Origin of the sequence: Streptomyces sp. NBC_00203, from assembly GCF_045206325.1 — a bacterium.
GTDB lineage: Bacteria > Actinomycetota > Actinomycetes > Streptomycetales > Streptomycetaceae > Streptomyces > Streptomyces lutosisoli.
The window spans coordinates 4,520,244-4,545,182 of sequence record NZ_CP108126.1 but is presented as its reverse complement, the minus strand read 5'-3'; the positions used below and the strand labels follow the sequence as shown (position 1 = coordinate 4,545,182).

At 71.8% G+C, this 24,939-nt stretch carries 17 protein-coding genes and 1 pseudogene; 12 read left to right on the top strand and 6 right to left on the bottom strand.

Features of this window, described 5'->3' with window-relative positions; genetic code table 11:
- The first annotated feature begins 111 nt into the window (after positions 1 to 111).
- The 7 genes from OG975_RS20385 to OG975_RS20355 all read left to right on the top strand — a co-directional run bounded on the left by OG975_RS20385 (position 112) and on the right by OG975_RS20355 (position 11,890).
- Entirely contained in the window at positions 112 to 6,228 is a 6,117-nt protein-coding gene (locus tag OG975_RS20385) for an acyltransferase domain-containing protein (protein ID WP_406330721.1), read from the top strand.
- Positions 6,225 to 6,386 (top strand): hypothetical protein, encoded by a 162-nt coding sequence (locus OG975_RS20380; RefSeq protein WP_406330720.1) that lies wholly within the window; start codon positions 6,225 to 6,227, stop codon positions 6,384 to 6,386. Before OG975_RS20385 ends, OG975_RS20380 begins: the two co-directional genes overlap by 4 nt.
- Positions 6,383 to 7,162 carry a thioesterase II family protein gene (locus OG975_RS20375; RefSeq protein WP_406330719.1) on the top strand — a complete coding sequence of 260 codons (780 nt, stop codon included), beginning with the start codon at positions 6,383 to 6,385 and terminating at the stop codon, positions 7,160 to 7,162. Before OG975_RS20380 ends, OG975_RS20375 begins: the two co-directional genes overlap by 4 nt.
- A 50-nt stretch (positions 7,163 to 7,212) precedes the next feature.
- Positions 7,213 to 8,661 (top strand): DHA2 family efflux MFS transporter permease subunit, encoded by a 1,449-nt coding sequence (locus OG975_RS20370; RefSeq protein ID WP_406330718.1) that lies wholly within the window; start codon positions 7,213 to 7,215, stop codon positions 8,659 to 8,661.
- Positions 8,662 to 8,874: 213 nt separating this feature from the next.
- Positions 8,875 to 10,278 carry an MFS transporter gene (locus tag OG975_RS20365; protein ID WP_406330717.1) on the top strand — a complete coding sequence of 468 codons (1,404 nt, stop codon included), beginning with the start codon at positions 8,875 to 8,877 and terminating at the stop codon, positions 10,276 to 10,278.
- A complete protein-coding gene (locus tag OG975_RS20360; RefSeq protein WP_406330716.1) occupies positions 10,275 to 10,487 on the top strand; it encodes a hypothetical protein in 213 nt (70 codons plus the stop codon). Before OG975_RS20365 ends, OG975_RS20360 begins: the two co-directional genes overlap by 4 nt.
- Complete coding sequence (locus OG975_RS20355; protein WP_406330715.1) at positions 10,487 to 11,890, top strand: YcaO-like family protein; 1,404 nt, start codon at positions 10,487 to 10,489, stop codon at positions 11,888 to 11,890. Before OG975_RS20360 ends, OG975_RS20355 begins: the two co-directional genes overlap by 1 nt.
- Positions 11,891 to 11,918: 28 nt before the next feature.
- Here the strand turns inward: OG975_RS20355 and OG975_RS20350 are convergent, their stop codons facing one another.
- Both OG975_RS20350 and OG975_RS20345 read right to left on the bottom strand, forming a co-directional pair.
- On the bottom strand, positions 11,919 to 12,536 hold the full coding sequence (locus tag OG975_RS20350; RefSeq protein ID WP_406330714.1) for a ScbR family autoregulator-binding transcription factor: 618 nt from the start codon (positions 12,534 to 12,536) through the stop codon (positions 11,919 to 11,921).
- Positions 12,537 to 13,344: 808 nt separating this feature from the next.
- Positions 13,345 to 13,974: pseudogene (locus OG975_RS20345) on the bottom strand (ScbR family autoregulator-binding transcription factor); the annotation flags it as partial.
- Between the two features lie 286 nt (positions 13,975 to 14,260).
- Here OG975_RS20345 and OG975_RS20340 point away from each other — a divergent pair.
- Positions 14,261 to 15,334 (top strand): ScbA/BarX family gamma-butyrolactone biosynthesis protein, encoded by a 1,074-nt coding sequence (locus tag OG975_RS20340; RefSeq protein WP_406330713.1) that lies wholly within the window; start codon positions 14,261 to 14,263, stop codon positions 15,332 to 15,334.
- Between the two features lie 197 nt (positions 15,335 to 15,531).
- Here the strand turns inward: OG975_RS20340 and OG975_RS20335 are convergent, their stop codons facing one another.
- Positions 15,532 to 17,232, bottom strand: coding sequence for an IclR family transcriptional regulator C-terminal domain-containing protein (locus OG975_RS20335; RefSeq protein ID WP_406330712.1), 1,701 nt, complete (start codon positions 17,230 to 17,232; stop codon positions 15,532 to 15,534).
- A gap of 83 nt (positions 17,233 to 17,315) precedes the next feature.
- Entirely contained in the window at positions 17,316 to 18,599 is a 1,284-nt protein-coding gene (locus OG975_RS20330; RefSeq protein ID WP_406330711.1) for a M6 family metalloprotease domain-containing protein, read from the bottom strand.
- A gap of 345 nt (positions 18,600 to 18,944) precedes the next feature.
- On the opposite strand from OG975_RS20330, the gene OG975_RS20325 reads away from it, so the two are divergent.
- Both OG975_RS20325 and OG975_RS20320 read left to right on the top strand, forming a co-directional pair.
- Positions 18,945 to 19,589 (top strand): TetR/AcrR family transcriptional regulator, encoded by a 645-nt coding sequence (locus tag OG975_RS20325; protein ID WP_406330710.1) that lies wholly within the window; start codon positions 18,945 to 18,947, stop codon positions 19,587 to 19,589.
- 168 nt (positions 19,590 to 19,757) lie between these two features.
- Positions 19,758 to 21,272, top strand: a complete 1,515-nt coding sequence (locus OG975_RS20320) for an MFS transporter (protein ID WP_406330709.1) — start codon at positions 19,758 to 19,760, stop codon at positions 21,270 to 21,272.
- Between the two features lie 180 nt (positions 21,273 to 21,452).
- Here OG975_RS20320 and OG975_RS20315 read toward each other — a convergent pair whose 3' ends face one another.
- The gene (locus tag OG975_RS20315; RefSeq protein ID WP_327429414.1) at positions 21,453 to 21,956 is read right to left on the bottom strand and encodes a MarR family transcriptional regulator; all 504 of its coding nucleotides are present in this window, start codon (positions 21,954 to 21,956) and stop codon (positions 21,453 to 21,455) included.
- Positions 21,957 to 22,097: 141 nt separating this feature from the next.
- On the opposite strand from OG975_RS20315, the gene OG975_RS20310 reads away from it, so the two are divergent.
- Positions 22,098 to 22,904, top strand: coding sequence for a dioxygenase (locus OG975_RS20310; RefSeq protein ID WP_406330707.1), 807 nt, complete (start codon positions 22,098 to 22,100; stop codon positions 22,902 to 22,904).
- 8 nt (positions 22,905 to 22,912) lie between these two features.
- Here the strand turns inward: OG975_RS20310 and OG975_RS20305 are convergent, their stop codons facing one another.
- Positions 22,913 to 23,449 (bottom strand): GNAT family N-acetyltransferase, encoded by a 537-nt coding sequence (locus OG975_RS20305; protein ID WP_406330705.1) that lies wholly within the window; start codon positions 23,447 to 23,449, stop codon positions 22,913 to 22,915.
- A 174-nt stretch (positions 23,450 to 23,623) separates the two neighbouring features.
- Here OG975_RS20305 and OG975_RS20300 point away from each other — a divergent pair, with 174 nt between their 5' ends.
- On the top strand, positions 23,624 to 24,622 hold the full coding sequence (locus OG975_RS20300; RefSeq protein WP_406330704.1) for an RNA polymerase sigma factor RpoD/SigA: 999 nt from the start codon (positions 23,624 to 23,626) through the stop codon (positions 24,620 to 24,622).
- Positions 24,623 to 24,939 lie beyond the last annotated feature (317 nt).

The window sequence follows — 24,939 nt, the reverse complement described above, 5'->3', positions numbered from 1 at the left end:
TGAGTCGCCCTCACGAGACACCCATGAACCACCGCCACAAGCCACCCATGAACCACCACCACAAGACGTCCACGAACAGCCGTGTTGACCCGCTGAGGCAGGGGGAGCCTTATGTCCGACGATGAGAAGCTGCTCGACTACCTGAAACGCGCCACCGCCGATCTGCGCGACACCAAGCGCAGGCTGCGCGAGGCCGAGGAGAAGGAACACGAGCCCATCGCCGTCGTCGGCATGAGCTGCCGACTGCCCGGTGAGGTGAAGAGCCCCGACGACCTGTGGCAGCTCACCGCCGACGAACGCGACGCGATCTCCGGGTTCCCCGCCAACCGCGGCTGGCACACCGACGAGCTGGACACCGCCACGCTTCAGGGCGGATTCCTCTACGACGCACCGGAGTTCGACGCCGACTTCTTCGGCATCTCGCCGCGCGAGGCGCTTGCCATGGACTCCCAGCAGCGGATGCTGCTGGAGACCGCCTGGGAGGCGTTCGAGCACGCCGGCATCGACCCGACGTCCGTACGCGCCACCCCCGTGGGGGTCTTCACCGGTGTGAACCAGCACGGCTACGCCTCCGACGTGGGCGAGCTGCCCGAAGGCGTCGGCGGCTACCTCTCCACCGGAGTCTCCGGCAGTGTGGCCTCCGGCCGCGTCGCCTACTTCATGGGGCTCGAAGGCCCCGCCGTCACCCTCGACACGGCCTGCTCGTCGTCCCTGGTCGCCGTGCACCTGGCCGTGCAGGCGCTGCGGCGCGGCGACTGCACCATGGCCTTGGCGGGCGGCGTGACCGTCATGTCGACGCCGGGCGCCTTCGTGGAGTTCAGCAAGCAGGGGGCACTCTCCGGCGACGGCCGCTCCAAGTCGTTCGCGGCGGCCGCCGACGGCACGGGCTGGGGCGAGGGCGTCACCACCCTGCTCATCGAGAAGCTGTCCGACGCGCGCAAACGCGGCCACCAGGTCCTCGCGGTGATCCGCGGTACGGCGGTCAACCAGGACGGCACCACCAACGGACTGACCGCCCCCAGCGGCAAGGCGCAGCAGCGCGTCATCCGGGCCGCGCTCGCCGACGCCCGGCTGCGGCCCCAGGACGTGGACGCGGTGGAGGCGCACGGTACGGGGACCCGGCTCGGGGATCCGATCGAGGCGCAGGCGCTGCTGGCCACGTACGGCCAGGACCGTGAAGTGCCCTTGTACCTCGGCTCGTTGAAGTCGAACATCGGGCACACCATGGCCGCCGCCGGGGCCGGCGGGATCATCAAGATGGTTCAGGCGCTCCGGTACGGCGTCCTGCCGAAGTCCCTGCACATCGACGCGCCTTCGCCGCACATCGACTGGACGGCCGGCTCCGTCGAGCTGCTCACCGAGGCTCGTGCCTGGCCGGAGACCGGGCGCCCGCGCCGTGCCGGTGTCTCCTCTTTCGGCATGAGCGGCACCAACGCCCATGTCGTCCTGGAACAGGCCCCTGCCGAGGAGCCGGCCGCCGAGGACACCCCGGCGGAGCGGCCCGCGGGAACCCTCGTCCCCTGGACGCTGTCCGCCCGCACCGACGCCGCCCTGCGCGGCCAGGCCGAGCGTCTCCTCGCCCACCTGGACCGGCACCCGGACGCCGAGCCCGCCGCCGTCGCCCGCTCCCTGGCGGCCGGCCGGGCCCATCTGGAACACCGTGCGGTCCTGATCGCCGCCGACCGCGAGGAGTTCGCGCTGCGGCTCAAGGAACTCGCCCTCGGCGAACCCGCTCCGGGAGTCGTCCGGAACGTCGTGACCGGGGACCGGTCCGGACCGGTGTTCGTGTTCCCTGGGCAGGGGTCGCAGTGGCAGGGGATGGCGGTCGAACTGCTGGACGCGGACCCGGTGTTCGGTGCGCGGATGGCGGAGTGTGAGCGGGCCTTGTCCGTGCATGTGGACTGGTCGCTGGGTGCGGTGCTGCGGGGTGAGCCGGGTGCTCCCGGGTTCGACCGGGTGGATGTGGTGCAGCCGGTGCTGTTCGCGGTGATGGTGTCGCTGGCGGCGCTGTGGCGTTCGTACGGTGTGGAGCCTGCCGCGGTGGTGGGGCACTCGCAGGGTGAGATCGCGGCCGCGTGTGTGGCCGGTGCGTTGTCCCTCGAAGACGCGGCGCTCGTTGTCGCGTTGCGGAGTCAGGCGATCCGGGAGATCGCCGGACACGGCGGGATGATGTCGGTGCCGCAGCCGGTGGCCGAGGTCGAGGAGCGCATCGCGGGGTACGCGGATGTGTCGGTGGCCGCGGTCAACGGGCCGCGGTCCACGGTGATCGCGGGCGGTGCGCTCGCGCTGGACGAGCTGCTGGCCGCGTACGAGGCCGACGGTGTACGCGCCCGCCGCGTCCCCGTCGACTACGCCTCGCACTCCCCGCATGTCGAGGCGATCGAGGAGCGCCTCGCCGAACTCCTCGCCCCTGTACGGCCGCTCACCCCGAGCGTCCCGTTCCACACGAGCGTGGACGGCGAGATCCGGCCCGCCTTCGACGCCGGCTACTGGTACCGCAACCTGCGCAACACCGTGCGGTTCGAACGGACTCTGCGTGAGCTGCTCGCCGACGGCCATCGCCGCTTCGTCGAGATCAGCCCCCACCCGGTCCTGCTGCCCGGCGTCCAGGAGACCATCGAGACAGCCGGCACGCACGGCGCCTTCGCCGGGGAGACGCTCCGCCGCCACCATGGCGGCCCGGAGAAGTTCCTCTCCTCCGTCGCCGAGCTGTACGTGCGCGGCGGCTCCGTCGACTGGATGGCGGCCGCCCCCACCGACGGGGCACACCGGGTGCCGCTGCCCACGTACGCCTTCCAGCGGCAGCACTTCTGGCTGGAGTCCGGCATCGGCAGCGGTGACGTGGCCGCCGCCGGCCTCAGTGCCGTGGGGCATCCCCTCGCGGCGGCCGCGGTCGGCCTGCCGGGCAGCGGGGACCTGCTGTTCACCGGGCGCCTGTCCCTGCGCAGCCACCCCTGGGCCGCCGACCGCACGGTGCACGGCGTGCCCGCACCCGGCGACGCCGTACTCGCCGAACTCGCCCTCGGCGTCGGAGAGCGCGGCGGCGTACCGCACCTGGCCGAACTGGCCCTGCACGCACCCCTGCTCGTGCCCGGACAGGGCGCCGCCCAGCTGCGCCTCGTCCTGAGCGAGGGCGACGGCGACGGCGACGGCGCCCGTGGGTTCACCGTGCACAGCAGGGCCGAGGACGCACCGGACGGTACGGACTGGACGCTGCACGCCACCGGCACCCTCACCGGCGCCCGGCCCGAGGCGGAGCAGCCGGCGCCGCCCGCCGTATGGCCGCCGCGCGACGCCGAACCCGTCGACCCGGAGACGGTGTACGGCCTGCTCGCGGCACGCGGCCTCGGGCACGGCCCGGCTTTCACACTGCTCGACGAGGTGTGGCGGCACGGCGACGAGCTGTACGCGCAGACCACACTGCCGGATGGCCAGCACGATGCGGACGGCGGCTTCGCCCTGCATCCGGCGCTGCTCGACGCGGCGCTGCAACCGCTTCTCGCCGACCTCGCAGACCTCGCCGAGGACAGCGACGGCCTGCTGCTGCCCTCGGCCTGGACCGCGCTGACCCTGCACGCCACCGGGGCGAAGGTGCTGCGCACCAGGGTCGCCCGCACCGGCGCGCACGCGGCGACCGTGACCTCCGTGGACGCGGCCGGACACCCGGTCCTCACGGGCACCGTGCACCTCGCACCCGTCGACCCCACGGCCTATGTGTCACGACTGCCGCTGCCCGACGCCCTGTTCGGCGTCGAGTGGCACGAGATCGAGTCGGCGGAGGCGGTGAAGGAGGAGGGGGACGGCGACTGGGCGGTCATCGGTCTCCCGTCCCTCCCGTCCGGTGGCCGCTACCCCGACCTCACCGCGCTCTCCGACGCCCTGCACGCGGGCGTCGCCGTGCCGTCGTACGTACGCGTCGACCTGCCGGCCCCCGGCGAGGACACGGCAACGGCCGTCACCGGCGTCCGCGCCCTCCTGGACGCCTGGAGCTCCGACGCGCGCCTCAGTGACTCCTCGCTGGTCCTCGTCAGCCGGGGCGGCGAACGCGTCGTCGAGGGCGACGAGGTACCGGACCTGGCGGTCGCGGCGGTCCGCGGCCTGGTCCGGGCGTGGCAGCAGGCGCACCCGGGCCGGGCCACGCTCCTGGACACGGACGGCGCCAGGGACGGCGCCAGGGACGGCGCCACGGACGGCGATCCGTACGGCGGTGATCCGCGGGGCGTTCTCGCCGCCGCCGTCGCCACCGGCGAGCCCGACCTCGCCCTGCGGGCGGGAGACCTGCGCGTCCGCCGGCTGGTACGACAGCAAGCCACCGAGTTCACCGAGTCCACCGGTGACCTCACGGCCGCCGGCACGATCCTGCTCACCGCGGCGGCGGGCGACCCGCGCACCGCCGTTCTCGCCCACCACCTGACGGCGGTACGAGGGGCACGTCATCTGACCGTCGCCGTACCTCGGCACGAAGTGGCGGAACTCCAGGCCGAGTTGGACCGTCTCGGCGCCGACGCCCGGGTGTGCGCCGCGGATCTCACCGACCGCAGCGCCACCACCGAGCTGTGCGCGTCCCCGGCGGCGGGGCACCCGCTGACCGGGGTGGTGCACCTGGCGGGCGGCGGGACGCATCCCGATCTGGCCGCCGAACTGGCCGCCGCCCGGCATCTGGACGAGGCGGCCCGGTCCACCGACACCGCGGTGTTCCTGCTGATTCCGGGCGCGGGCGACCTTCTCGGTGCCGGCCAGGACATGGACACCGCAGCACTCGCCGCGCACCTCGACGCCCTCGCCGCCCGGCGCCGGGCCGCCGGACTTCCGGCCGCGGTGCTCGGCTGGTCGCCCACCGCCGAAGCCTTCGGCGGGCTGCGGCCCGCGTCGCCCACCGAGGCGCTCAGGCTCCTCGACGCGACCGCCGACACGGCACGCACCGTCGCCTTCGTACGGCCCGACCCGGCCGCCGTGCGCGAGCCCGGCACCGCCGTACCGGCCCTGCTGCGCTCCCTGGTCAGGCCCGGTGCGCGCCGTGCCGTCAACACCGCGCCCGGTGGCAGCGACGCCCTGCGCGCCCGGCTCGCCGGTCTCACCCCCGCCGAGCGGGAGAGCGAACTCCTCCCTCTCGTACGGGCCACCACCGCGGCCGTCCTCGGCCACGCCTCGCCCGACGCGGTCGACCCCGACCGGTCGTTCGTCGAGCTGGGCATCGAGTCCATCACCGCCACCCAGCTGCGCACGCGCCTCAACGAGGCCACCGCCCTCGCGCTGCCCGTCACCCTGGTCTTCGACCACCCGACGGCCACCCTGCTCGCCCGGCACCTGGCCGAGTCCCTCGCCGACGGCGGGCAGGTGCCGGGACCGCAGGGCGCGGCGACCGAAGGCACCCTCGTACGGCTCTTCCGGCAGGGCTGCGAACTGGGCAGGCCCACCGAGGCCGTTCAGCTCCTGACGGCCGCCGCCCGTCTCGAACCGGGCTTCGCGATGCCGGAGGGCATCTCCCGCCGGCCGAGCCCCGTGCGGCTCGCGCGGGGCACCTCGGGACCGGCCGTCTACTGCTTCCCCTCGCTCAGCGCCATCTCCGGGCCGCACGAGTACCTGCGCTTCGCGGCCGCCCTCCAGGGCGTCTGCGACGTCACGGTCCTTCCGCACCCCGGCTACCTCGACGGCGAGCAGCTGCCCGCCGACCGCAAGGCGCTCGCCCGTGCCCAGGCCGAGGCGCTGCTCGAAGAGTCCGGCGGCGCGCCCGTCGTGCTGCTCGGCCGTTCCTCCGGCGGCTGGATCGCCCACCAAGTGGCCCAGGAACTGGAGGAGATGGGGCGGCCCGCGGCCGGGGTGATCCTGCTCGACACCTACTCGCGCAGCGCCGACCGCTACAGCCTGCCGTTGATGACCTCCCAGATGCTGGTGAACGCCGACGACCTCTTCGTCCCCCTGGACGACCGGCGGCTGACCGCGATGGGCCGCTACATCGGCATCCACAGCGACTGGCGGCCCACCGCCCACGACACCCCGAGCCTGCTGCTGCGGGCCGCCGACCCGGTGCCCGGGGTGCCTGCCGACACCTCGGCGCCCGAAGGGGGGCGGCCCGGCTGGGAGTTCACCACCTATCGGATCGAAGTGCCCGGCGACCACTTCTCGATGCTCGACGCACACGCCGCCACGACTGCCGAGGCGGTCACGGCCTGGCTCGGGCAGACCCGCCCGACGACAGACCGCGCGACAGCACCGGCTTCGGCATGACAGACGACCGACCGCGCACCGGCACCGGCATGACAGACGACCGGCCGCGCACCGGCACCGGCATGACCGCCGCCGGGCCCCGGCGCCCGGCGATCCCCGAACGAGCAGTCCCGACGACCCGTCCCGACGACCCGTCCCCGAAAGGCAGGACCGCATGACGGCGACCACCGCCGAACGCGGGCTGTGGGTGCGCGAGTACAGTCCCGCGCCCGACCACGGCCTCACCCTCGTCTGCTTCCCGCACGCCGGCGGCGGCGCCAGCGCCTACCGGCCGCTCGCCACCGCCCTGTCCCGCCGCGCCGGAGTGCTGAGTCTGCAGTACCCGGGCCGCCAGGACCGCCGTACGGAACTGCCGTACACCAGCGTGGACGCGCTGGCCGACGACATCGCCGCCACCCTGCTCCGCCAAGTCGCGGGACCTGTGGTGCTGTTCGGCCACAGCATGGGTGCCCTCGTCGCGTACGAGACGGCCCGCCGCCTGGAGCGGGACGGCGGCGCCGGGCCGCTCGGGCTGGTCGTCTCGGGCGCCCGCAGCGCCGCGGAGCCCCGCCCGCGCGACGTCAGCCTGCGCTCCGACGCCGGGATCATCGACGAGCTCAGGCAGCTGGACGGCACCAGCGCCGAACTCCTCGACGACCCCGAGATCCAGGCCATGATCCTGCCGGCGCTGCGCGCCGACTACACCGCCCTGGAGACCTACCGGCACCGGCCAGGCCTGCCGCTGCGCTGCCCCGTCAGCGCCTACGTCGGCGACGCCGACCCGCAGGCCGGCGCCCTCGACGCGGAGCGCTGGGCGGACCTCACCTCCGGGACCTTCCGGCAGCGCACCTTCGCGGGCGGCCACTTCTTCGTCGACTCCGCGCGTCAGCAGGTCGCCGCAGCCCTGGCCGAGGACCTCGACGCCTTCGCCCCCGACTCTCGTGACCCCTCCTGACTTCTCTCACCAAACCCCTTCGTCCCTCGCATCCTTGTAAGGAGCCCTCGTTGACCACCCGAGCACGCCCGTCCTTCGGGCTGACCGTCCTTGCCGTGTCGCTGCCGATGTTCATGGTGGCGCTGGACAACCTGGTCGTGACCAACGCCCTCGCCTCCATCCGCAGCGACCTCGGCAGCTCCCTGGAGAATCTCCAGTGGGTCACCAACGCCTATGTCCTCGGCTTCGCCGGGCTGCTGCTGACCGCCGCCGGGCTCGGTGACCGGTTCGGCCGCCGCCGGGTCTTCCTCACCGGCACCGTCGCCTTCACGCTCGCCTCGGTCGGCTGCGGTCTGTCGAACTCGACCGAACTGCTCATCCTTTTCCGCGCTTTGCAGGGCATCAGCGCCTCCGCCGTGCTGCCGCTGTCGCTCACCCTGCTCACCGTCGCCGTGCCGCAGGAGAAGCGCGGCCTGGCCATCGGCCTGTGGAGCGCCATCAGCAGTCTGGCCGTCGCCCTCGCCCCGCTGGTCGGCGGTGCGATCACCACCGGCCTCGACTGGCACTTCATCTTCCTTCTCAACATCCCCGTCGGCCTCGTCGCCGTCCCGCTGGCGCTCAAGGTCCTCGGCGAGAGCCAGGGCGTTGCCACCCGGCTCGACGTGCCGGGCCTGGTGCTCGCGGGCGGCGGTGTGCTCGCCCTGGTGTGGGCGATCGTCAACGCCGGTGAGGACGGCTGGACTTCGGGCGGTGTCCTGGCCGCCTTCGCCGGCGCGGCCGTCCTGCTGCTCGCGTTCCTCGCCTGGGAGCGCCGTACGGACGCTCCGCTGCTCCCGCTCGGCCTCTACCGCATCAGGGCGTTCTCGCTGGCCAACCTGGTCTCGCTCGCCGTCTTCTTCGGTCTGTTCGGCCCGATCTTCCTGATCGCCCAGTATCTCCAGGTGGCCCGGGACCACTCGGCGTTCGTGGCCGGTCTGTGGACGCTGCCGTGGGCCGTCATGCCGATGCTGATCGCCCCGTTCGCGGGCAAGCTCGCGCCCAAGGTGGGCGGCGGACCGCTGATGGCGGCGGGCCTCGCCGTCTCCGGCATCGGTCTGGCGTGGTTCGCCGCGGTCGCCGATGTGAGCGCCTCGGACTGGGAGTTCGTCGCTCCGTTCGTGCTCGCCGGCGCGGGCATGGGCCTGGTCTTCGCACCGACGGCGACCGTGGTGATGGGCTCCGTGCCGCCGCAGCAGGTCGGCAAGGCGTCCGGCGCCAACACCACCGTGCGCGAACTGGGCGGCGCCCTCGGCATCGCCGCGGTCACCAGCATCTTCGCCGCGAACGGCGACTACACCTCGCCGGAGCGGTTCACCGAGGGCATGACGCCGGGGCTGTGGGTCGGTGTCGCCGTACTCGCCGTCGGCGCCCTGCTGGCGCTCGGTATCCCGCGCCCGAAGAAGACGGCGCCCGCGCAGCCGCCCGCCGCCGTGCAGTCCGCCGAGCAGTCCGCCAAGGCGGAGGTCCTGGTGGGGGAGTGAACCTTCCCCGGCCCGTGCGCCGCCGTGGCGCACGGGCTTGTGGAAATTCTGACGCACACCTGTAATTCCTTTTCCGTGACCGCAATTAACCGCAATTCCTTGAAGTTGATTGACGAATTTCTGTCATCGGATTCATTGACGGATCAATGCGGCCGGAAAGAGGATCCTTTCCGGCCCCGAACCATAAAACCGACACCGAATACGGAGGACGGCATGGACGAATCGACGGAGCCGACCGCGTCCAGCCGCCCGCCCGTCGGCCCGCTGGGCCTGCCCAGCGCGTACTGGTGGATCTGGACGAGCATTCTCGTCAACTGGCTGGGCGCATTCACGGGTCCGATTCTCGCCCTCTCGCTGACCGACGCCCGCGGCTATTCCGTGTCGTACGCGGGTTTCGTGGTCTCGCTGCTCGGCGCCGGGGCAATTGCGGGTTCGGCGGCCGGCGGAATCCTCGCCGACCGGATCGGGCGCCGGCTGACGATGTTCGCCGGCCACTGTCTTACCGCCCTGAGCATGGTTCTGCTCGGGCTCAGCACGGCCCAGGGGGCGGTGAGCGCGGCGGCGTTCGCCGCGGGACTCGGGGCCGCCTCGGTGCGGCCGGCCGCCCAGGCGTCGCTCGCCGACCTGGTCCCGTCCGCCGACCGGCCGCGCGCCTTCGCCTACAACTACTGGGCCGTCAACACCGGCACCGCGGTCTCCGCCGTCCTCGCCGGTCTGATGGTGGAGCACGGCTACACCCAACTCTTCCTCGCCGACGCCGCGACCACCCTGCTGTGCGGCGCGGTCGTCCTGGCGAAGGTCCCCGAGACCCGGCCTGAGCACCCGGCCCCTGCCCCGGCTCCGGACTCGGCTCCGGACTCGGACTCGGCCCCGGCGGACCGAGCACAGCGGGACACCGCGGAGGCGGAGGCGGAGGCCCACACCCACGTGCCGCTGCGCAAGGACGCCCCGTTCCTGCTGTTCGTCCTGCTCACGCTGGTCTTCGCCGCCGTCTACGAGCAGAAGGCCGCGGCCCTGCCCGTCGTCGTCACCGGGCACGGCCACAGCGCGGCCACGTTCAGCCTGCTGATGGCGCTGAACGCGCTGCTCGTCGTCCTGCTGCAACTGCCCATCACCAGGCTGGTCTCCGGCCGTTCGCGGGCGGCGGTACTGCTCGCCGGAGGCGTCCTCGTGGGCGTCGGCTTCGGGCTCACCGGCCTGGCGGCGGGCACGCTGCCGCTCGTGGGCACGGTGGTCGTCTGGACGGCCGGCGAAATGCTCTACGCCCCGCTGGCGGGCGCCGTCTCCGCCGAACTGGCCCCGGTCCACCGGCGCGGCCGCTACCAGGGCGCGTACGGGACCGCCTGGTCCGCCGCCGCGTTCATCGGCCCTGCCGGCGGTACCTGGGTGCTCGCCCACGCGGGCCCGGGCGCCCTGTGGTCGCTGTGCGCGGCGGCGGGCGTCGCGGCCGGCGTCGGCTGTGCCCTGATCCTGCGCACGGCGCGCGGCAGCGCCCCGCACCCCGAGAACTTCCGCACGGCGTCCGCTGTGCGGAGGCGCCGACGCGACAACGGGTCGCGCCGGCCGTCCCCGTCCCTTCCCGGACGGGACACCACCACCGAGAGGAGCTCCACATGAGCGAGCGGATCACCCCCAACACCTGCGTCGCGGCCTTCGCCCCGAACACCTGTGTCTCGGCGTTCACGCCCAACACGTGTGCCCCGGCGTTCGCCCCGAACACCTGTGTCGCGGCCTTCGCGCCCAACACCTGTGTGTCGGCGTTCGCCCCGAACACCTGTGCCCCGGCGTTCGCGCCCAACACCTGTGTCTCGGCGTACGCCGCGTAATGCAGACCACTCAGCACCCGAAGCCCGCTCCGGACGGAAACCACCGTCCGGAGCCGGGCTCCGGCCCATTGCCCGCAGTCGCCACCGGAACGTCCGCCGTCGTCACCGGAACACAGGTGTTCACCGGCTACGGCGGCACCCCGCCCCGGCTGCACCTGGCCGTGTCCGAGCTGCGGGACGTCACCGAACGCCTGCCGTGGCAGACCGAACGGCAGTCCTTCGGCACCTCCTGGGAGGACCCGGAACAGGCCGTCCGCTCCGCCGAGGGCGAGGCCGTCGAACGCTTCTGCGGCACCTGCCCTCCCGCCCGGACGGTCCACGGCTCCTACGAGCAGCTCACCCGGCGCGGACTGCGGGCCCTCGACCCGCGGACGCTGGTGCTCCACTCGGACCGCCAGTACGCCACCGCGGGCTTTCCGTTCCAGCCCTTCCTGCGCGACTCTCCCGCACACTGGGTCGAGGGCCGCAGCGCCGTCGACGGCGAACCGGTCCTGGTGCCCGCGTTCATGGTCTACACGGCGTGGGCACAGATGCCGCGCCCGCACCCGGAACCCTTCTACGCCTTCCCCGTGATCGGCGGCATCGCCGCCGGCCCCACCGAGGACTTCGCGTTGCTCTCCGGCCTCGAAGAGGTCATCGAACGTGACGCCGTCGCCGTGTGGTGGGCCAACGCCACACCACTGCCCGCCCTCCCGCCGACGGACCGGCTGCGCGCCCTGGGAGAAGGCGCCGAGCACGCCTTCGAGACCCGGCTGGTCCGTATCGACAACGAGTTCGGGCTTCCGGTGATCGCCGCCGGGGTGCGCAGCGTCGCCGAGGGGTGGCTCACCTACGGTTGTGCCGCCCGCGCGGACGAGGAGGAGGCCGCGGCCAAGGCGCTCGCCGAGGCGCACACCCTGCAGATCACCTGCCGGGTCCTGGACGACCCGGCGACGAGTCTGGCCACCCCGGGCCGGCCCTCACCGCTCAAGTCATGGCGCGGCGACCGCCGTTACCTGGACGACTACCGCGCCGACGGCTCGGACGCCGTCGAGCAGATCTGCCAGCAACAGCTGTATCTGGACCGCCGGGCCGCCGACCGCGCGGCCCCCTGGGCCTGGGACCTGCCCGAGGGCCACTGGACCGAGTCGGCGCACCGCCCGCGGTACGACGCGTCGGCGCTGGTCGGCCGGGTCGCCGCCGCCGGGTACGACGTCGTGACCGTGGATCTCACCACCCCGGAGGCGGCCGCGGCGGGCATGCGGGTGCTGCGGGTCGTCGTCCCGGGGACGGCCGGGGTCGCCCCCGCCGCCTATCTGCCGCTCGGCCGCAGGCGTATGCAGGACACCGCGGTCCGGCTCGGCCGGCGGCGCACACCGCTGCGCGAGGAGGAGCTCAACACCTTCCCGATGCCGCATTCCTGAGTGTGCCGGGCGGTGCCGCTCACGCCGGTCACCGCCCGGACAACGCCGGCCGCACCACTCGAAGCATCCGTCCCAGCCATTGCTGCGCACTGTCCCGCTTCCCGAACGGTCCATCACCGAAGGCGAGTTCGGAGTGGGTGCGCGTCATCGCGGAGGCCCCGACCACGAGCGACATCATCACGGCGGCGGCGGCCCGGACCTCGACGCTGGGAAGCAGGGACCCGTCCACCCTGGCCCGCCGCAGGGTCCGGAACAACGCGCCCAGCCAGTTCAACTGGCAGTGCAGAGAAGGGTCGTCCGGGGTTTCGAGCTCCCCCGCGAGCCGGGTCCCCGCGCGGACGACCACGTCGTTCTCCAGGAGCCGCACGAGCGCCTGGACCATCTCGACGACGATCTCGAAGGCCGCGCCCTCGCGCTCGGCCAGCTCCGCGAGGACACCGCCGGAGGCGGCGCAGGCCTCGGCCTGGACGGCGCGGGCGAGATCGGACTTGGCCGCGAAGTGGAAGGACAGTGCGCCCTTGGTGACGGTGGCGAGGTCGCTGATCACCATGAGGGTGGCGCGTTCGTATCCGACCTGGTCGAACACCGTGGCGGCCGCTCGTATCAGGTTGCCCCTGGTGCGCTCGGACCGCTCCTGCTTCACCACGTCGCAACCACCCAGACGCTCATCGCCACGTGCCCTCTTGATCCTGTCTAGATCCTGTCGCCAGCCGACGCCCACGACGCTAGAAACCAACCCCTCGGTTTGTCAATGGGGCGGAGTGGGGGAAGACTGTCTCCACTTCACCGCGACAACCTGCACATCCCGGCCAAGATCCACCCAGGGTAAGCGGTTGTTCTTCATTGATTCGATGGTGAAAAGAAACCGCTCGTCCGGTTTTTGAGCGCCAGGGTGGGGAGCACGCGGGTGGCGGGGACACGGATGGCGGGGATGCGGGTGGGCGCCCGCGCGTTCGCCGTACCGGCCGGTCGCGCGCCCACCGGAGGCAACCGCACGCCGCCGACCGGGACGGGTTCGGCGCCGCCCGGCGGTCCGCTCCGGCCGGGCATGCCGGCGCACGGCACCGCGTGGGGACTGCCGAAGGGGGGAGCGGCCGGAGAGGCCGGAGAAGCCGAAGAGGCCTGCGGGCTTGGCGAGTTCGGTGAGTTAGGTAAGTTCGACGGGCTCGACGGGCTCGGCAGGCTCGGCGAGTCCGCGGGCCGCTTCCGGGGTCGGCCTCGCCGCGTCACGCCGGATCCCGCTGTCCAGAGGGGCACTGTCCCGCCGTAGAGGTCGAGGCCCGTCGCGGATCAGGGTCCGGCGGTGGCCATGAGACCCGCGCACCCGGTGAAGTCGGATGCGGAACCGTGCCCCGCGAGGGGTGCCGGCCCGCGGCGAACGAACCGCATGTCCGACCGCATGTCCGGCGGAGCGCTCAGTCGGTGCTGCCGCCCACCCCGACCCCGGCCGGGGACTCGGCGGTCGCCGACAGGGCCGCCGCCGGATCGATGACTCCCTCGGGGCGGATGCGGGCGATCGTGCCCGGGTGGGCGATGGACGGCAGGATGTGACGCCACATCACGGCGACCCGCTCGCGCAGATCGGCCCGCTGTGTGATGGCCTCGGACACCAGCTGGACGCCGGTGAAGGAGGCCACGACGAACTCGGCGGTCTCCCGCGGCTCGACCTGGGGGAGCACCTCGCCCCGCTCCTTCCCCTCGGCCAGCAGCTGGGCGATGAGTTCGAACCAGTCGCCCCACGGATGCGTGCCGTTGAAGAACACGCCCTCGATGGACAGCCGCGTACCGGCGCGGGCGAGCGGGTCGTGGCGCAGGGCGTAGGCGAACTGGTGCGTGATGTCGACGACCGACTGGAGGGGTGTGCCGAGGTCCGACACGCTCACCAGGCCGGTCTGCTCGTCCATGATCGCCTGGGCGAGTGATTCCTTCGAGGTGAAGTGGAAGTACAGGGCGCCCTTGGTGACGTTCGCCCTGCGGAGGATCTCCGAGATGGCCGCGCGCTCGTAGCCGTGGTCGGCGAATACGCGCGCCGCCGCTTCCACGATCGAGCGCCGGGTCTGCACCGCGCGAGCCTGCTTGGCCATGTCTTCCCCTCCGGGACGTGCGTTCGTGCCGGGCGGCGCCACGCCGAACCGCCGTCTAACAGAGCGTGTCTTCGCCACTCTACCCGACCCACCGGTTTGTTTCTCCAGCTCAAGTGGAGGAGCGATGGGCGGAATGATGCATTCCGTAGGGCCCTGTCCGGGGAGCGGGTGACGTAGATCACCTGGACGCGTCCGGGATTCCGAGTAAAAAGAAACCGCCCAGCCTGTTTTTTTGGCACACTCGCTCCCGAGAGCCACACGGGCTACTCGTGTAGGGGGATCACAGATGACCGTGCTCGTTTCCACCCCGATCAAGGCCGACAACTCCATGGCCGCCACCGCTGCCATGAGCTCCGTCGGAGCCACCGGCCGCACCACGCTCACCCGCCCGTCGCACGCCGCCGAAGCGGCCGACGGCGCCCGGATACCGCGGGAGTTCGTCCACCGGGCCGACGACACCGACGTCCTGCTCACGCACTTCCAGGCCTGCGCCGACGGCTCGTACCGGATGGCGGCCCGCTGGCCCCGCGCCCACGCCCTGTTCAGCCCGGTGGCGGGCAGCCGGGAGAACCCGATGCTGATGGCGGAGACGATCCGTCAGGCGGGCGCCGTCGTCTCGCACATGGCGTACGACGCCCCGACCGATCTGCACTTCCTTCTCTGGGACCTGCGCTACGAAGTGCCCGAGGACATCCTCGGGGCCGGTGTGCCGCTCTCCCCGGCGACCGCAGTCGTGCGGTTCGACGACGTGAAGATGCGGGGCAAGCGGCTGTCGTCCTTCCGCTTCGAGGTGGAGCTCTACCGGGGCGCCGTACGCGTCGGCCACGGCGCCGCCTCCGCGAGCTGCGTGAGCCAGGCGGCGTACAGCAGGCTGCGCCCGGCCCGCCCCGAGTCCGCCGACCCGGCCCCGCTGCCCGCGCCCATCTCGCCGGTGCTGGTCGGGCGCACCCGGGCCCAGGACGTGCTCGTCGCCCCGTCCGGCACCCCGGGCAGCTGGCTGCTGCGGGCCGACCGGAGCCACCCCGTCATCTTCGACAGCCAGAGCGACCACCTGCCCGGCCGCGGCGCCATCGAGGCGATGCGGCAGGCCGCGCAGCTGGCGGCAGGGTACGAGCACATCATCGTGCCCTCCATGAACGCGGAGTTCTGCCGCTACGTCGAGCTCGACCGCCCCTGCCACATCACCGCCGAACGCCGCCGCCCGCTGCCGGACGGCCGTATCCCCACCCGGGTGACCCTCACCCAGGACGACGAGGTGGCCGCGCGCGGGATGCTGATGGTGCGCCCGGCCGAGGCGGACTCCGCCGCGGACTCCGGAGCGAACGGGACCTCGGCCCCGGCCGCCTTCGCCACCGTGTGACCGGCCGTCACACCGGTCGCGTCCTGATTCGGCAGTACGGGGTTCGTCGGCCCGGCGGCACCGTGCACCCCGGCCGGTGAGGACGGCGAACCCGGCACCACGCGCGCCCTGGGCCGGCAGCCGCACCTGGCTGCCGGCCCGGGCGGGCCGTGGTCGCTCCGGGCGGAAGGGCGCCGCGGTTCAGCTCAGCGTTCAGCTCAGCTGAGGGGTACGCGCCGGAAGCGGCCCGCCACCCGCAGATCCGCCTCGATCCGTCCCGCCGTGGCATGCAGTTCCGGCAGTACCTCGCGCACGCACTCCTCGATCGTGCGGCGGCTGCTGTGCATGGCGACGTTCACCGCGGCCACGACCCGCCCGCCGCGGCCGCGCACCGGTACGGCGATGGACCGCAGCCCCTCCTCCAGCTCCTCGTCGACCAGGGCGTATCCGGCTTCCCGTACGCGGTCCAGTTCGGCCCTGAGCTTCTCCGGGTCGGTGAGGGTGTGCGGGGTCAGCGGGAGCAGGTCGGGAAGCCGGGGCTCCGGCAGGTCCGCCAGTATCACGCGGCCCAGCGAGGTCGCGTACGCGGGCAGCCGGGTGCCGACGGTGATGTTGACGCTCATGACGCGGCTGGTGGCGACGCGGCCGGTGTACTGGATCTCGTCGCCGGCCAGGACCGCGAGCGACACCGAGTCGTGCAGCCGGTGGGAGAGTTCGGTGAGGTGAGGGTCCGCGATCGCGGCGAGCGTGGTCCGCGACAGCGGCGGGAAGCCGAGGCCCAGGACGCGCGGCGTGAGCCGGAAGACGCGGTCGTGCGTGGTGACGTATCCGAGGTGTTCCAGGGTGATCAGGGCACGCCGGGCGGTCGCGCGGGCGAGCCCCGTGGCCTGGGCGACGTCCGTGAGGGTCAGCTCGGCGCGGCCCTCGCCGAAGGCGGTGATCACGGTCAGCCCGCGGGCCAGCGACTCGACGAACTCCCGGCCCAGTTCCTGCTTGGAGGCGCCGGTCCAGGTCGCGAGCCCGGACGCGGCACCCGGTGCGGCGGGCGGCGCCTCCCGCAGCTCCCGCTCCATCGCGGCCACGGCCGACCGCAGCCGTGGCAGCAGCGTGTCCCGCAGGTCGGCCGCGGTGTGCCGGCTGGTGTGGCTCACCACGCTCACCACACACGCGATCCGTCCCGCCTCCCGCACGGGCAGGGCGATCGCGACCAGGCCCGGCTCGATGAGCTGGTCGTCCAGCGCCCACCCGGCCTCCAGGACCTCGGCCGTACGCTGCTCGAAGTCGTCGCCGACAGTGGGGGGTTCGGCAGGCGGGGATACGGGGGCCGGTGCGGAGCCCGGTTCCTCCTCGCCGCGCCGGGAATCGTCGACGAAGGGCCGGCTGCGGGCCGGTACGGCGGGAAACCTGCGGTCCTCCGGATCGGCCGCCCGGCGCTCGCGCCAGCGCGTCCACTCCTCCTCCCCCCACTCGGTGGCGAACAGGAAGCCGGGCGCTGTGCGTTCGGCGGGCAGCAGGTCGCCGATGCGGAAGCTCAGGGACATGGCGCGGCGGCGGGTCGCCTGGTGGATGAAACGGATGCCGTCCCGGTCGCCGACGGCCAGGGACACCGACTCGTCCAGTTCGTCGGCGAGCGCGTCGGCGTGCGCGTCCAGGAGACGGGGGAGCCGCAGGGCGGCGAGGTAGGTGTTGCCGAGTTCCATCAGACGGGGGGCCAGTACGGCGTCCCGGCCGTCGAGGCGTACGTATCCCATGCGCGCGAGGGTCGCCATGATCCGGTCGACGGTGGAACGTGCGAGCCCGGTGGCCCGTTCGAGACCGCTCAGGCTGGACACCCCGTCGGCCTCGGTCAGCCGCCGCAGTACGGCGATACCGCGGATGAGGGGGGTGACGGCCTCGGCGGGCACGACGTTCGATGGCATGGGCTCTCCGTTGCGGCTCACAGAAGAGACACCGTAGTGCTTGCCGGGGCGCTCCAGCAGGTCAGCGGTGCGCCCTCGGGGCCTCAGCGGCGCGTCACGTACACCCGGTAGTTCCCGGCGAGGTCCGCCCCGGCGACCTGCACCGTGACGCCCGTCTTGGGATCCTTGAAGGACTCGCCGGGCGCGAAGGGCGCGTCGGAGAGTTCCGCGTGCACATTGGGGGAGCGGGTGCAGCCGCCGCTGTCGCGCGTGGAGTCGTACACGGTGATGGGCCCGTTCCCGGTGTCCACGCCCGCGTCGACCTTGTAGATGAGGATGCCGGGGCGGCAGATCGCGGAGTCGTTGCCCCCGCGGGTGCGCAGTTCGAGGGCGAAACCGGTCTTGGAGCTGGTGGGCACGAAGACGAGCTTGTTGCCGCCGCGCCGGGCCAGCGGGGTGAGCGTGTACTCCTTGGTACCGGGCGCCGCCGCGCAGCTGACCTGCGAGTCGTCGAGCCAGCCGAGCTTCCACTTGTGCCAGCCGAGCAGATCGTTGTCGGCCCCCCAGTCCTCGCTCATGATGTCCCAGTGGCCGACCGCGCCCCCGCCGTCCTGGGTGTAGAGGTCGGGCAGGCCGAAGGTGTGGCCGTTCTCGTGCGGGAGCACCCGGTAGCCGGTGTCGGAGTAGGAGCCGGAGCCGTCGTCCTGGCGGCTGTAGACGAAGGACGCGTTGGCGACCGGGACACCGTCGGCGACCGGCGCCTCCGTGTTGCCGGCGAAGGTCACGGACAGCACGGTGTCCAGCGCGGAGGGCCCGGCGTTCGGCGTCACCAGGACGTTCAGGATGTCGTACGAGCGGAAGTCGACGTTCGGGTCGGCCGCGGTCACGATGTCCTGGACCAGATCGCGGTACCCGGGGTCGAAGGGCGCGCCGCGCTCTATGCCGTACGCCTTGAAGGGCTTGGGCATCCGCAGCCAGTGCCGGACGGGGGTCTCGGGGCGGTAGTCGAGACGGCCGTACGAGCCGGTGCGGAACCATCGCTGGGTCTGCGGGAAGAACTCGCGGTAGCGGTCGAGCGCGCTGCCCTTCCCGGGCGCGTCGGAGAAGTCGACCATCAGGGTGAGGGCCCGGACGGTGCCGGTGGAGCGGGCGTAGCCGGACGAGGTCGGGACGCCTTCCCCCATCTGCACGCCCAGCGGGCCGGTGATCATGCAGGGGCCGAGCGCCGTGGAGCGGGCCAGCGCGATGGAACCCGCCGCCGTGGAGCCCGCCGTGAGGTGTCCCGTACCGGCGGAGGTACTGACCGCCAGCGTCAGAAGGGTCACCGCGGCGAGCGCGGCCACGCGGCGCGTGCCTATCCGGTGGCGGAGGCGTCGCTCAGGCGGCATGCGGGGACCCTTCGCTCCACGGCAGCCGCCGGTCTCCGGCTGCACCCTTTCGATCACCCTGTGTCGACGGCGCGGCGGGCGCGCGCTGGAGGAGCCCGATCGTGGGTTTCTCGCCCGGGGGCCTCTGAGGCGTCCGGATGGGTATGTGGCGCGGGTGCGGAGTGGGTGCGGAGCGAGTGCGATGCAGGTGCGGAGTGAGTGCGGCGAGGATGTGGCGCAGGTCACATGGAATCTTGTCGGGGTCGGGAAATAACCGGGGACCGTTTCCCCGTTTAGCCCTGTGTCCGAGCGAAACGGGGAGCGAATCCCCGGATCGCGATCCCCTTCTCTTCCGAGGAGTCCACCGTGGAGACCGCCACCCCCGTACAGCGCCGAGTGGTCCGGCCGCGCGCCGATGCCCTGCGCAACAGGGAGCGGATCGTCGCCGCGGCCCGCGAGATGTTCGTCGAGTTCGGCCCCGAGGTGCCGTTCGACGAGATCGCCCGCCGGGCCGGGGTCGGCAACGCCACGGTGTACCGCAACTTCGCCGACCGCGACGCCCTGGCACGGGAGGTCGTCTGCTCGGTGATGGACCGCACCTCGGAGTGGGTCGAGACGGCGCTCGTCGAGGGCGGCGACGCCTTCGAGGCGCTGAGCGGCTTCGTGCACTTCGCCGCCGATGAGCGGATCGGCGCCCTGTGCCCGATGCTCTCCCACTCCTTCGACCAGAACCACCCGGATCTCGTCGCCGCGCGCGACCGGATCACCGTCCTGATCGAGCAGCTGATGGACCGCGCCCGCGAGGACGGACAGCTGCGCCCCGACGTCGAGTTCGGTGACCTGATGATCGCGGTCAGCCAGCTCACCAGGCCGCTGCCCGGCACCGCGTGCCAGGGCATCGACCGCTTCGTACACCGTCATCTGCAGCTGTTCCTGGACGGTATGCGGGCCCCGGCCCGCTCCGAACTGCCCGGAGTGGCCGCCACCGTGGAGGACCTGCGGCGCGCGTGAGTGACCACGCCGTCCACCTGACCGATTAGTTCAGCGCCCAGCACCAGTCAGAACGCGCACGAAGCTTCCGGCCGTCACCGGAGACGAGCCGTCCCTTTCCCTCACCTTTTTTCGCTACGAAGTCCCGGAGTGGGTACCCCCATGTCTGCAACAGGAAAGTCGACAGCAATGTCCGACACCGACGCACATTCCAACCGCTGGAAAGCGCTCGCCTTCATCGCGCTCGCCCAGCTGATGGTCGTCCTCGACGCGACCATCGTGAACATCGCCCTTCCGTCCGCCCAGACCGACCTGGGCATCTCCGACGGCAACCGGCAGTGGGTCGTCACGGCCTACGCCCTCGCCTTCGGCGGACTCCTCCTCTTCGGCGGCCGTATAGCCGACCTGTGGGGGCGCAAGCGCGCCTTCGTCATCGGCCTGACCGGCTTCGCCGCCGCGTCCGCGCTCGGCGGTCTCGCCACCTCCGGCGCCATGATGTTCGGCGCCCGTGCCCTCCAGGGTGCGTTCGGCGCCCTGCTCGCGCCCGCCGCGCTCTCCCTGCTCGCCGTGATGTTCACGGACGCCAAGGAGCGCGCCAAGGCGTTCGGTATCTACGGTGCGATCGCCGGTGGTGGCGGCGCCGTCGGCTTCATCCTCGGCGGCGTGCTCACCGAGTACCTGGACTGGCGCTGGACGTTCTTCGTCAACATCCCGTTCGCGATCGTCGCGGCCCTCGGTGCCTACTTCGTCATCCGTGAGCCGGAGGGCGGCCGCAACCGCAACCCGCTCGACATCCCGGGCGTGCTCCTGTCCACCCTCGGCCTGGTCTCGCTCGTCTACGGCTTCACCCGCGCCGAGTCCAACGGCTGGGGCGACTCCTCGACCGTCGCGCTCTTCATCGCGTCGGCCGTTCTGCTGGTCTCGTTCGTCGTCGTCGAGGCGAAGGTCAAGGCCCCGCTGCTGCCGCTGCGCGTGATCACCGACCGCAACCGCGGCGGTATCTACCTCTCGCTCGGCATCGCCATCATCGCGATGTTCGGCACCTTCCTGTTCCTGACCTACTACCTCCAGGTCGTGAAGGGCTTCTCGCCGATCAAGACCGGCTTCGCCTTCATGCCGATGATCGTCGGCATGATGGTCGGCTCGACCCAGATCGGCACCCGCCTGATGACCCGCCTGCCGGCCCGTCTGCTGATGGGCCCCGGCTTCCTGGTCGCCGCGGTCGGCATGCTGCTGATGACCCAGCTGGAGATCGGCTCGTCGTACGCCTCGATCATCCTGCCGGCGATGCTGCTGCTCGGTCTCGGCATGGGTACGGCGTTCATGCCGGCCATGTCCCTGGCCACCCTGGGCGTCGAGCCCCGCGACGCGGGTGTCGCCTCCGCGATGGTCAACACCTCGCAGCAGGTGGGCGGCGCGATCGGCACGGCCCTGCTGAACACGATCGCCGCCTCCGCGACGACCGCCTACATCAAGGACCACATCGCCGGCGCCGGTTCCTCCAAGACCCAGCAGCAGCTCGTCCAGCTGCAGGGCCAGGTGCACGGCTACACCAACGCCATCTGGTTCGCCGTCGGCATGCTGGTAGCGGCCGCGGTGATCGTCTCGGTCCTCGTCAACGCCGGCACGCAGGGCTCCGACCCGGTCGTCGCCTCCGGCGAGGGCGTCGAGGACGAGGTGAAGATCCCGGTGATCGCCCACTGATCACCCGCACCACGGGTACTCCGGATACTTCGCGTACGGACGCGGGGTGGGGACGCCTCGTTCGTACGAATCCCAGGGTCCGCCCCGGCTCCGAGTTCAATGGAGCCGGGGCGGACCCGCGTCCGGGGCCGGCGGAGCGAGAGCCCTCCACGAGTGAGCTCTCACCGCGGCGCCGGAGCCCTAACGCAACCAGGGCAGGTCGGCTCCCGCGTCCTTCGGCTGGAGCCCCTCGGCGACGATCCGCATGGCCTCGCCGAAGGCCTTCTGCTGGTCCGCGGTGAGCCGGTCGAACAGGGCCTGCCGTACGGCGGTCACATGGCCAGGCGCGGTGCGCCGCAGCACCTCGTAACCGTCGTCCGTCAGGACCGCGAACTGTCCCCGCTTGTCGGAGGGACAGTCCTCACGCCGCACCCAGCCGTTCTTCTCCAGGCGCGCGATCGCGTGCGAGAGCCGCGAGCGGGTGATCTTCGCGTTCATGGCCAGCTCGGTCATCCGCAGCCGCCTGCGCGGCGCTTCGGCGAGCTGGACGAGCAGGCCGTAGTAGATGTGCGGCATGCCCGCGTCACGCTGGAGCTGGCGGTCGAGATGGTCCTCAAGGAGGGTGGTGGCGTGCATGTACGCACGCCAGATGCGCTGTTCCTCGTCGGTGAGCCAACGCGTCTCTTCAGCGGGTGCCGTGTTCATGTACTCCACTGTACGAGCCCCTTCTTGAAAGTTAAACAAACCAGGCGTAAGCTCGGCGGCTGGGAGCTTGAGACTTCAAGCAATAAACTTCAAGTATCAAGCACCCGCGCCGTACGATTGAACCCTCTGGAGGGAGCCGCCATGTCCGCCGCCACCGAGGAGCGTCCCGCACTTGGGCGCATGCCCGCCCTCTACCTGAGCCATGGTGCCCCGCCGCTCGCCGACGACCCGATCTGGCCCGGCCAGCTCGCAGCATGGTCCGCCGACCTGCCGCGCCCCAAGGCGATCCTCATGGTCTCCGCCCACTGGGAAGAGGCCCCGCTCGCCCTCGGCGCGGTCGAGACCGTACCGCTCGTCTACGACTTCTGGGGCTTCCCCGAGCATTACTACCAGGTGACGTACGCGGCTCCCGGCGCCCCCCAACTCGCCGAGTCCGTACGGAAACTGCTGCGCGCGCCCGGTACGCCGGTGCAGGACATCCCGGACCGCGGGCTCGACCACGGCGCGTATGTGCCGCTGGTGGAGATGTTCCCCGAGGCCGACATCCCGGTCCTGCAGATCTCCATGCCGACCCTCGACCCGGTCCGCCTCTTCGAGATCGGCCGCAAGCTGGCGCCACTGCGCGACGAGGGCGTCCTGATCGTCGGCTCCGGCTTCTTCACCCACAACCTCGCGGCCCTGCGGCACACCGGCGGGGGAGTCCCGGCCTGGTCGAGCGAGTTCGACGACTGGGGCCACCGCGCCCTGGACGCCGGTGACGTGGACGCGCTCCTCGACTTCGAGCGCAAGTCCCCGGCCGGCCGTCTCGCCCACCCGCGCACCGAGCACTTCGCCCCCCTCTTCGTGACCATGGGCGCGGCGGACGCGGCCGGTGAGCTTGACGGGCAGAAGTCGGTGATCGACGGTTTCTGGATGGGGATGGCCAAGCGGTCGGTGCAGTTCGGCTGACCTGTTCTTCACCGGGCCGGGGTGAGCTCCTTCTCGTACCAGGCCACATCCCAGTACCGGCCGAACTTGCGGCCCACCTCCCGGTAGGTGCCGACATGCCGGAACCCGAAGCGTTCGTGCAGCCGCACGGACGCTTCGTTTCCCTCCGGCTGGGCGATGCCGGCGTAGGCGCGGTGGAGATCCTCGCCGGCGAGGGCTTCGAAGAGAGCCTCGTAGAGGAGGGTGCCGACGCCACGGCCACCGGCGTCCGGGGCGAGGTAGACGCTGACCTCCACGGAGGTGTCGTACGCGGCCTTCACACGAAAGGCGCTGGATGCGGCGTACCCAAGAATCGCCTGTGAGTCCGCGTCCGTGGCAACCATCAGGCGGTGCGGTCCGTCTTCAGGGTGGGAGAGCAGCCACGAGCGACGCTCTTCCGGCGTGAAGACAGCGGTATCGAATGTGATGGGCGTCTCACGTACGTAGTGGTTGTAGATGTCGGTGAGGGCGTCGAGGTCACTCTCGACTCCCGGCCTGACCTGCACATCTATACGTTCCGGCACCATCTGCCCACCTCCTGTGGCGGGACAGGGTACTGCATGATCAGAAAAATCGAGGGGCAGGTTGGGAATTCTGTCCGGATTCCAGTCGTTGTTTCCTTCGGATGCCGGGTACCCGGGAGGGTGAGCTACCCAGTGTTCAGCGACCACCAGCCAGCCCACCATCGCAAGGGAGCACGCATGGCAACCCGTGCCGTCGCCCGTCGTAAGTCCGCCACCGGCGAGACCAGCGACGCGGCACGCAGTGTTCGCGTCGTAGGCGGCGAGATCGCCGACCGCGACCTGGTCGGCATGTACCTCGACGAGATCGCGCGTACGCCACTGCTCGACGCCGCCAAGGAAGTCGAGCTGTCCCAGACCATCGAGGCGGGTGTGTTCGCGCGGCAGATCCTCGACGGCGAGGCTGCGGCCAAGGCGGACGCGTCCCCCGAGGAGCTCGAGGCGCTGGTCGCCGAGGGCGAGCGAGCGAAGGACATCTTCATCCGCTCGAACCTCCGGCTGGTCGTCGCTGTCGCCCGGCGCTATCCGCGCAGCGGCCTGCCCCTGCTCGACCTGATCCAGGAGGGCAACGCGGGTCTGGTGCGCGCCGTCGAGAAGTTCGACTACCGCAAGGGCTTCAAGTTCTCGACGTACGCGACCTGGTGGATCCGTCAGGCCATCACCCGTTCCATCGCCGACCAGTCGCGCACGATCCGCCTCCCCGTCCACCTGGTCGAGGAACTGGGCCGGATCCGGCGCGTACAGCGCGAGTTCAACCGCAAGAACGGGCGCGAGCCCGAGCACGCGGAGATCGCCGCCGAGCTCGACTCGACGCCGGAGCGCGTGACGGACGTCCTGGACTGGGCCCGCGACCCGGTCTCGCTGAACATGGCGGTGGACGACGACGGCGACACCCAGTTCGGCGACCTGCTGGAGGACACCTCCGCGGTCTCCCCCGAGCAGTCGGTCATGACCCTGCTGCGCAGCGAGGAACTGGACGACCTGATCGGCCGCCTCGACCAGCGCACGGCCTCCATCATCAAGATGCGGTACGGCATCGATGACGGCCGGGAGCGCACGCTCACCGAGGTCGGCAAGGAGCACGGCCTCACGCGCGAGCGCATCCGCCAGATCGAGAAGCACGCGCTTCTCGAACTGAAGAAGCTGGCCCGTGACACCGGGTTCGACGCGGCGGCGTGAGTCCATGACGGACACGCCGGCCACGTTGGCCACAAGTCGACCAGACATGGCCATGTAAGGCCGCTTAACCTGCCGGGCTCTGGGAACAAGACTTCAGGGCCCAGGGTTCAGGGTTCCACCCGGGGCATAGGCACGCGCCCCCACCAGAACCGAGTCCCGACGCACACCCCCCCGCGCCGGGACTCTCCCAGAGCCGGGCTCCGGCGCCTTCCCCCCCTGGCGCCGGGGCCCGGCTCCATGTTGTTTTTGGGGTGGGGGTTGGGCTTGGGGGCGCCTTCGTAAGAGGGTGAGGGGGAGCGCCCCATAAGGGGCGCGGG

Coding starts and splice junctions, on each gene's coding strand:
- OG975_RS20320 (WP_406330709.1), top strand. CDS start 19,758: ATGTCCGACACCGACGCACATTCCAACCGCTGGAAAGCGCTCGCCTTC.
- OG975_RS20315 (WP_327429414.1), bottom strand. CDS start 21,956: ATGAACACGGCACCCGCTGAAGAGACGCGTTGGCTCACCGACGAGGAA.
- OG975_RS20380 (WP_406330720.1), top strand. CDS start 6,225: ATGACAGACGACCGACCGCGCACCGGCACCGGCATGACAGACGACCGG.
- OG975_RS20355 (WP_406330715.1), top strand. CDS start 10,487: ATGCAGACCACTCAGCACCCGAAGCCCGCTCCGGACGGAAACCACCGT.
- OG975_RS20310 (WP_406330707.1), top strand. CDS start 22,098: ATGTCCGCCGCCACCGAGGAGCGTCCCGCACTTGGGCGCATGCCCGCC.
- OG975_RS20375 (WP_406330719.1), top strand. CDS start 6,383: ATGACGGCGACCACCGCCGAACGCGGGCTGTGGGTGCGCGAGTACAGT.
- OG975_RS20335 (WP_406330712.1), bottom strand. CDS start 17,232: ATGCCATCGAACGTCGTGCCCGCCGAGGCCGTCACCCCCCTCATCCGC.
- OG975_RS20385 (WP_406330721.1), top strand. CDS start 112: ATGTCCGACGATGAGAAGCTGCTCGACTACCTGAAACGCGCCACCGCC.
- OG975_RS20330 (WP_406330711.1), bottom strand. CDS start 18,599: ATGCCGCCTGAGCGACGCCTCCGCCACCGGATAGGCACGCGCCGCGTG.
- OG975_RS20300 (WP_406330704.1), top strand. CDS start 23,624: ATGGCAACCCGTGCCGTCGCCCGTCGTAAGTCCGCCACCGGCGAGACC.
- OG975_RS20365 (WP_406330717.1), top strand. CDS start 8,875: ATGGACGAATCGACGGAGCCGACCGCGTCCAGCCGCCCGCCCGTCGGC.
- OG975_RS20360 (WP_406330716.1), top strand. CDS start 10,275: ATGAGCGAGCGGATCACCCCCAACACCTGCGTCGCGGCCTTCGCCCCG.
- OG975_RS20305 (WP_406330705.1), bottom strand. CDS start 23,449: ATGGTGCCGGAACGTATAGATGTGCAGGTCAGGCCGGGAGTCGAGAGT.
- OG975_RS20340 (WP_406330713.1), top strand. CDS start 14,261: ATGACCGTGCTCGTTTCCACCCCGATCAAGGCCGACAACTCCATGGCC.